General features: G+C 57.8%; 8 protein-coding genes, 4 tRNA genes and 1 rRNA gene. All 13 read left to right on the top strand.

What is annotated here, in order from left to right:
* The 13 genes from rrf (at nucleotide 1) to rplA (ending at nucleotide 6,679) form a co-directional block, all read left to right on the top strand.
* Nucleotides 1-115 (top strand): 5S ribosomal RNA (rrf, locus tag H3H45_RS15155).
* A gap of 138 nt (nucleotides 116-253) precedes the next feature.
* Complete coding sequence (birA, locus tag H3H45_RS15150; protein ID WP_182834534.1) at nucleotides 254-1,219, top strand: bifunctional biotin--[acetyl-CoA-carboxylase] ligase/biotin operon repressor BirA; 966 nt, start codon at nucleotides 254-256, stop codon at nucleotides 1,217-1,219.
* Entirely contained in the window at nucleotides 1,209-1,958 is a 750-nt protein-coding gene (locus H3H45_RS15145; protein WP_182834533.1) for a pantothenate kinase, read from the top strand. The genes birA and H3H45_RS15145 overlap by 11 nt, the downstream gene beginning before the upstream one ends.
* 8 nt (nucleotides 1,959-1,966) lie before the next feature.
* Nucleotides 1,967-2,650: an SPOR domain-containing protein gene (locus tag H3H45_RS15140; RefSeq protein WP_182834532.1), complete on the top strand. Its 684-nt coding sequence runs from the start codon at nucleotides 1,967-1,969 to the stop codon at nucleotides 2,648-2,650.
* A gap of 131 nt (nucleotides 2,651-2,781) precedes the next feature.
* A tRNA-Tyr gene (locus tag H3H45_RS15135) sits at nucleotides 2,782-2,866 on the top strand.
* A 24-nt stretch (nucleotides 2,867-2,890) separates the two neighbouring features.
* Nucleotides 2,891-2,964: transfer RNA gene (locus tag H3H45_RS15130), tRNA-Gly, on the top strand.
* 26 nt (nucleotides 2,965-2,990) lie between these two features.
* Nucleotides 2,991-3,066: transfer RNA gene (locus tag H3H45_RS15125), tRNA-Thr, on the top strand.
* 85 nt (nucleotides 3,067-3,151) lie between these two features.
* Nucleotides 3,152-4,345 carry an elongation factor Tu gene (gene tuf, locus H3H45_RS15120; protein ID WP_182834522.1) on the top strand — a complete coding sequence of 398 codons (1,194 nt, stop codon included), beginning with the start codon at nucleotides 3,152-3,154 and terminating at the stop codon, nucleotides 4,343-4,345.
* 53 nt (nucleotides 4,346-4,398) lie between these two features.
* A tRNA-Trp gene (locus H3H45_RS15115) sits at nucleotides 4,399-4,474 on the top strand.
* A 47-nt stretch (nucleotides 4,475-4,521) separates the two neighbouring features.
* Complete coding sequence (gene secE / locus H3H45_RS15110) at nucleotides 4,522-4,890, top strand: preprotein translocase subunit SecE (RefSeq protein WP_182834531.1); 369 nt, start codon at nucleotides 4,522-4,524, stop codon at nucleotides 4,888-4,890.
* Between the two features lie 9 nt (nucleotides 4,891-4,899).
* A complete protein-coding gene (gene nusG / locus H3H45_RS15105; RefSeq protein WP_182834530.1) occupies nucleotides 4,900-5,433 on the top strand; it encodes a transcription termination/antitermination protein NusG in 534 nt (177 codons plus the stop codon).
* A 119-nt stretch (nucleotides 5,434-5,552) separates the two neighbouring features.
* The gene (gene rplK, locus H3H45_RS15100) at nucleotides 5,553-5,984 is read left to right on the top strand and encodes a 50S ribosomal protein L11 (RefSeq protein WP_182834529.1); all 432 of its coding nucleotides are present in this window, start codon (nucleotides 5,553-5,555) and stop codon (nucleotides 5,982-5,984) included.
* The gene (gene rplA, locus H3H45_RS15095) at nucleotides 5,984-6,679 is read left to right on the top strand and encodes a 50S ribosomal protein L1 (protein ID WP_182834528.1); all 696 of its coding nucleotides are present in this window, start codon (nucleotides 5,984-5,986) and stop codon (nucleotides 6,677-6,679) included. The genes rplK and rplA overlap by 1 nt, the downstream gene beginning before the upstream one ends.
* Nucleotides 6,680-6,761 lie beyond the last annotated feature (82 nt).

Genomic DNA, 6,761 nt, shown 5'->3' with positions numbered 1-6,761 from the left:
TTGACGACCATAGAGCGTTGGAACCACCTGATCCCATCCCGAACTCAGTAGTGAAACGACGCATCGCCGATGGTAGTGTGGGGCTTCCCCATGTGAGAGTAGGTCATCGTCAAGCTCCTATCCCCAAACCCCCAATCCGTGAAAACGGGTTGGGGGTTTGGCTTTGTGCGCTAGAAAAGTTCGCGGCAGGCGTTTCTAGGCAAGGGCGAGTGGCATGGCTATCATGCCTGCCTCTTTGCTAGGCGAGACTCGAATGCAGAATGTGCTGCAGCTGCTGCAAGATGGCGAATTTCATTCCGGTGAGGCCTTGGGGCGTGTGCTGGGTGTAAGTCGCAGTGCGGTGTGGAAGCGTTTGCAGGGCCTGGAGGATGATCTGGGCCTGCATATATTTCGTGTGCGTGGTCGGGGTTATCGCTTGGCCTCGCCGCTGTCGCTGCTTGATCCTGCATTGATTGCCGACGCTTGCGCTACCTGCGGCTGGACTGCAGAGGTTTTCCCTTCAATCGACTCGACTAATGCGCAGGCATTGCGTCAGCTTGCCGCTGGATCCCCGGCGCCTCTACTGGTTCTTGCGGAGAAGCAGGAGAGTGGTCGCGGGCGGCGTGGACGCACCTGGGTCAGTCCGTTCGCCGAGAACCTTTACTACAGCTTGGGCTTGCGCATCGAGAGCGGCAGTTATTCGCTCGATGGTCTCAGTCTGACCGTGGGGATTGCGGTGCTGCGAGCGCTGCAGGAGTCTAGTTGTGTCGCTGCGGGGTTGAAGTGGCCGAATGATGTCCTGGTGGCGGGGCGGAAAATTGCCGGGGTCTTGCTGGAGTTGTCTGGGGATCCGGCCGGCATCTGTCAGGTGGTGGTGGGGATCGGGGTTAACGTGAATATGTTGCCCGGTGCTTCTGTTGTCATTGATCAGCCGTGGACATCCCTGCGTGAACAATCTGGTGTGCTGGTTGATCGTACTGCCCTGGCGCTCTGCTTGAATCGTTGGCTGGCTCATTATCTGGCGCTGCACGCGGAGCAAGGTTTTGCTGGTGTGCGTGCCGAGTGGGAGGCTGAGCATCTTTGGCAGGGGCAGGCGGTGACTCTGAGTGCAGGTCCGCAACAGGTCGAAGGGATTGTGCGGGGTGTGGATAAACAAGGTGCGCTACGTCTGGAAGTGGCTGGTGAAGAGCGCCAGTTTAGTGGTGGCGAGCTGAGTCTGAGGTTGCGCAATGATTCTTGAGCTGGACTGTGGCAATAGCTTTATCAAGTGGCGCCTGATTGCGGCAGAGTCGCAGCCGGCTTTGGCTGGCGGGGTGGTGGATTCTGATGATCAGTTGCTTGCTGCGGTGCGTCAGGTGGATGGGCCGGGTCCTCTTCATTGCCGCTTGGTGAGTGTTCGCAGTGATGACGAAACGGCCGCGCTGCGGCTGCGTCTCGAGCAGGCGTTTGCGGTCGAAGTGTGCTCGGCTCAGCCTGTTCGTGAGCTGGCCGGGGTGCGCAATGGCTACAGCGATTTTGCGCGTCTGGGGCTGGATCGCTGGTTGGCCCTTGTCGGTGCCTATCGCCTTTCGGGGCAAGCTTGCCTGGTGCTCGATCTGGGGACGGCGGTCACCTCGGACTTTGTGGCTGCCGATGGTGAGCATCTGGGGGGCTATATCTGCCCAGGTGTGCCATTGATGCGCAATCAGTTGCGTACGCATACCCGGCGTATTCGCTATGACGATGCGGCGGCTGCGCAGGCGGTGCACAGTCTGCAGCCTGGGCGCTCCACGGCCGAGGCGGTCGAGCGCGGCTGCTCGCTGATGTTGCGTGGTTTTGTGCTGACGCAGCTGGAGTTGGCTCGTGAGCGCTGGGGTGAAAGCTTTAGCATATTCCTCACCGGAGGCGATGCTGCTCTGGTGCGTGAGATGCTGCCGCAGGCGCGCCTTGTTTCTGATCTGGTTTTTGTTGGGTTGGCGCTGGCCTGCCCCTTGTCCTGAGGTTCGTTATGCGCTGGCTGTTCTTGCTTCTGCTGGTTCTCAACCTCTTCTATTACGTCTGGCATCAGCAGCAGGCACCTTTGCGGGTCAAGGAAGTCGAGCCGATGTCCCTATATCGCGGGCAGCAGCAGAATATTCGTCTGCTCAGTGAGGCGGATAGGGAGCAGGAGCGGCGTGAGGTGGTGACGCCTGAGGTGCCGGCAGGGGTAACTGAAACCTGTCTGTTTCTGGGTAGCTTTCAGCAAGAGTCTGCGGCGCGCCAGGTTGAGCAGCGTCTGATGTCGCTTGATATCCAGGGTGAGGTGCGGGCTGTTGATGCGGCGGCTGGGCTGGACTATTGGGTGTATTTGCCGCCCCTGGCTTCCCGTCAGGCGTCCTTGCGTCAGCTAAAGGAATTGCAGGCGCGCAAGATCGACAGTTACATCATCACTCAGGGCGACCTGGCCAACGGTATTTCGCTGGGAATCTTTCCGCGCGACGACTCCGCGCAGAGTGTCATGCGGCGTTTGGCGGATGCCGGTTATGAGCCGTTATTGCGTGAACTACCTCGTGCCCAGCGTAGTTATTGGGTACGGATTGCCCCGCAAAGTCGGCGTCTGGCTGACGATTACCTGCTGCAGCAATTGGCTTCTGACTTTAAAGGCCTGCAACATCAATTAATGCCGTGCGAAGACGTTGCAACCCTGCGTTAGTTTGCATAGAATGGCGCCCGCTTCGCAGGGTGGCCCTTGCGGAGTTGCTGTCAAAAATTGCTAACCTCAAGTTTTTATTGAGAAATTGCTTGACAGTAGGGTGGCATGAGTTGAGAATGCCGCCTCGTTTTGGAGGGGTTCCCGAGCGGCCAAAGGGATCAGACTGTAAATCTGACGTCATCGACTTCGAAGGTTCGAATCCTTCCCCCTCCACCAGATTAAGCGTGAGCTGCAGGCTCCGCGGGCATAGTTCAGTGGTAGAACCTCAGCCTTCCAAGCTGATGATGCGGGTTCGATTCCCGCTGCCCGCTCCAGGTTTGCTGTTTGTGCAATGTGTTTCGCTCTTGTAGCTCAGTTGGTAGAGCACACCCTTGGTAAGGGTGAGGTCAGCGGTTCAAATCCGCTCAAGAGCTCCACTTCAATAAAGGCAGATATGCAGATATCTGCCTTTGTTTTAATGGCGGCGTGACTCGCTCAATTCATTGATGGGAGACGGTCAAGATGGCTAAAGAAAAGTTTGAACGTAACAAACCGCACGTCAACGTAGGCACCATCGGCCACGTTGACCACGGTAAAACTACCCTGACCGCAGCTCTGACCCGTGTTTGCTCCGAGGTATTCGGTTCGGCTCGCGTTGACTTCGACAAGATCGACAGCGCCCCGGAAGAAAAAGCTCGCGGTATCACCATCAACACCGCTCACGTTGAGTACGACTCGGCTGTTCGCCACTACGCGCACGTTGACTGCCCGGGTCACGCCGACTACGTCAAAAACATGATCACCGGTGCTGCCCAGATGGACGGCGCGATCCTGGTTTGCTCCGCTGCTGATGGTCCGATGCCGCAGACCCGCGAGCACATCCTGCTGTCCCGTCAGGTAGGTGTTCCGTACATCGTGGTCTTCCTGAACAAGGCTGACATGGTTGACGACGCCGAGCTGCTGGAGCTGGTTGAGATGGAAGTTCGTGACCTGCTGTCGACCTACGACTTCCCGGGCGACGACACTCCGATCATCATCGGTTCTGCTCTGATGGCTCTGAACGGCCAAGACGACAACGAAATGGGCACCAGCGCTGTTAAGAAGCTGGTTGAAACTCTGGACAGCTACATCCCGGAGCCGGTTCGTGCCATCGACAAGCCGTTCCTGATGCCGATCGAAGACGTATTCTCGATCTCCGGCCGCGGTACTGTAGTTACCGGTCGTGTAGAGCGCGGTATCGTCAAGATCCAGGAAGAAATCGAGATCGTTGGTCTGCGTGATACCACCAAGACCACCTGCACCGGCGTTGAAATGTTCCGCAAACTGCTCGACGAAGGTCGTGCTGGCGAGAACTGCGGCGTCCTGCTGCGCGGTACCAAGCGTGACGACGTAGAGCGTGGTCAGGTTCTGGCCAAGCCGGGCACCATCAAGCCGCACACCAAGTTCGAGGCTGAAGTGTACGTGCTGTCCAAAGAAGAAGGCGGTCGTCACACTCCGTTCTTCAAGGGCTACCGTCCGCAGTTCTACTTCCGTACCACCGACGTAACCGGTTCGTGCGAACTGCCGGAAGGCGTTGAAATGGTAATGCCGGGCGACAACGTGAAAATGGTTGTTACCCTGATCAAGCCGATCGCCATGGAAGATGGTCTGCGTTTCGCGATCCGCGAAGGCGGCCGTACCGTTGGTGCTGGCGTGGTTGCCAAGATCATCGAGTAATCGGTTGATCTAGCTCTGTCAGGCCGGCATAATGGTCGGCCTGACTTCGTTTTAGGCCAGTAGCTCAATTGGCAGAGCGGCGGTCTCCAAAACCGCAGGTTGGGGGTTCGATTCCCTCCTGGCCTGCCAGATTCCTGAATAAGCGGATCTGGCATTTCTTCTACAGGGTTGTTCTCATGAATGCCAAAGCTGAAGCTAAAGACTCGCGCTTTGACTCGCTGAAGTGGCTGGTTGTTGTCGCTCTGGTGGTCGCTGGTGTAGTCGGCAATCAGTACTTCTCGGCTGAGCCGCTCCTGTATCGCGTGCTGGTTCTCTTGGCTCTTGCTGTGGTGGCTGGTTTTGTCGCCCTGCAAACGGCCAAGGGTCAGGCTTTCTTTAGTCTGGCTAAAGAGGCGCGCACAGAGATCCGTAAGGTTGTATGGCCAAGTCGTCAGGAAACCACGCAGACCACGTTGATCGTGGTGGCTGTGGTCCTGGTCATGGCGCTGGTTCTGTGGGGTCTAGATTCCCTGCTGGGCTGGCTTGTTTCGATGATTGTCGGTTAAGGGTGTCCCGTGGCTAAGCGTTGGTACGTTGTGCATGCTTACTCGGGTTACGAGAAGCATGTCATGCGCTCACTGGTTGAGCGTGTCAAGCTGGCTGGCATGGAAGATGTGTTCGGCGAAATTCTGGTTCCCACCGAAGAAGTGGTGGAGATGCGTAACGGCCAGAAGCGCAAGAGTGAGCGCAAGTTCTTCCCCGGCTATGTGCTGGTGCAGATGGAAATGAACGAGGCGACTTGGCACCTGATCAAGGATACGCCGCGCGTCATGGGCTTCATTGGTGGTACTGCCGATAAGCCTGCGCCGATTACCGAAAAAGAAGCTGATGCCATTCTGCGTCGTGTTGCCGATAGCGGTGACAAGCCGAAGCCGAAAACACTGTTCGAGCCGGGCGAGACTGTTCGCGTTGTCGATGGTCCGTTTGCGGACTTCAATGGTGTGGTTGAAGAAGTTAACTACGAAAAGAGCCGGATCCACGTGGCTGTGCTTATTTTCGGTCGCTCCACACCGGTGGAGCTGGAGTTCAGTCAGGTCGAGAAGGCGTAACTGGACAAATCATCCCGTACCCCGCAGCTATTGGCTGCGGGGTTTTGTCGTCACTGGGATAAAGGCGTTATCAACCGGGGAGCCTGTTTTGGCGCTTGAACCCGTATTTGGAGTAGCTCATGGCTAAGAAGATTACCGCTTATATCAAGCTGCAAGTGAAGGCCGCTCAGGCCAACCCGTCGCCGCCCGTTGGTCCGGCTCTGGGTCAGCATGGCGTGAACATCATGGAATTCTGCAAGGCGTTCAACGCCCGTACCCAGGGCATGGAACCTGGCCTGCCGACTCCTGTGATCATCACCGTTTACAGCGACCGCAGCTTCACCTTTGAAACCAAAAGCACCCCGGCTTCGGTTCTGCTGAAAAAGGCCGCCGGCCTGACCAGCGGTTCTGCTCGTCCGAACACCGTCAAAGTTGGCACCGTTACCCGTGCTCAGCTGGAAGAGATCGCCAAGACCAAGCAGGCCGATCTGACTGCCGCTGACCTGGATGCGGCCGTGCGTACCATCGCCGGCTCCGCGCGTAGCATGGGCCTCAACGTGGAGGGTGTGTAATGGCTAAGCTGACCAAGCGCCAGAAGGCTATCGCTGAAAAAATCGAAGCCGGCAAGCAATATGGTTTCGAAGACGCCGCCAAGTTGTTGGCCGAGCTGTCTGCCGTCAAGTTCACCGAGTCGTTCGATATCGCTATCAACCTCGGTGTTGATCCGCGTAAATCCGACCAGGTTGTTCGTGGCGCCACCGTACTGCCGAATGGCACCGGTAAGACCGTTCGCGTCGCCGTGTTCACCCAAGGCCCGGGCGCTGAAGCTGCCCTGGCTGCTGGTGCTGACAAGGTTGGTATGGACGAACTGGCTGCCGAGATGAAAGCCGGCGACCTGAACTACGACGTGGTCATCGCCTCCCCGGATGCCATGCGTGTTGTCGGTCAGCTGGGCCAGATCCTCGGTCCGCGCGGTCTGATGCCGAACCCGAAGGTCGGTACCGTGACTCCGGACGTGGCCACTGCCGTTAAGAACGCCAAGGCTGGTCAGGTACGTTTCCGTACCGACAAGAACGGCATCATCCACACCTCTGTTGGCAAGGTCGGTTTCGAAGCCGGTCACCTGAAGCAGAACGTGGAAGCCCTGCTGTCGGACCTCAAGCGTCTGAAGCCGTCCACCTCGAAAGGCATCTACGTCAAGCGCGTGACCCTGAGCACCACCATGGGTCCGGGTCTGGTCATCGACCAAGCTTCGCTCGACGCGTAAGTCATTGGCTGGCGGAGCGATCCGCCGGCTTGAAAGATTGGGGTCCCTGCCTGGCGGGGGCTATCCAAGACCGTAGGCGGCG

This window comes from Aquipseudomonas guryensis, from assembly GCF_014164785.1.
GTDB classification, from domain to species: Bacteria; Pseudomonadota; Gammaproteobacteria; order Pseudomonadales; family Pseudomonadaceae; genus Aquipseudomonas; species Aquipseudomonas guryensis.
The sequence above is the reverse complement of the archived record's forward strand: the minus strand, read 5'-3'. Positions and strand labels throughout refer to the sequence as shown.

What these genes read in the sequence shown, in the direction of transcription:
- birA (WP_182834534.1), top strand. Translation starts at nt 254, where the DNA reads ATGCAGAATGTGCTGCAGCTGCTGCAAGATGGCGAATTTCATTCCGGT.
- H3H45_RS15145 (WP_182834533.1), top strand. Translation starts at nt 1,209, where the DNA reads ATGATTCTTGAGCTGGACTGTGGCAATAGCTTTATCAAGTGGCGCCTG.
- H3H45_RS15140 (WP_182834532.1), top strand. Translation starts at nt 1,967, where the DNA reads ATGCGCTGGCTGTTCTTGCTTCTGCTGGTTCTCAACCTCTTCTATTAC.
- tuf (WP_182834522.1), top strand. Translation starts at nt 3,152, where the DNA reads ATGGCTAAAGAAAAGTTTGAACGTAACAAACCGCACGTCAACGTAGGC.
- secE (WP_182834531.1), top strand. Translation starts at nt 4,522, where the DNA reads ATGAATGCCAAAGCTGAAGCTAAAGACTCGCGCTTTGACTCGCTGAAG.
- rplK (WP_182834529.1), top strand. Translation starts at nt 5,553, where the DNA reads ATGGCTAAGAAGATTACCGCTTATATCAAGCTGCAAGTGAAGGCCGCT.
- rplA (WP_182834528.1), top strand. Translation starts at nt 5,984, where the DNA reads ATGGCTAAGCTGACCAAGCGCCAGAAGGCTATCGCTGAAAAAATCGAA.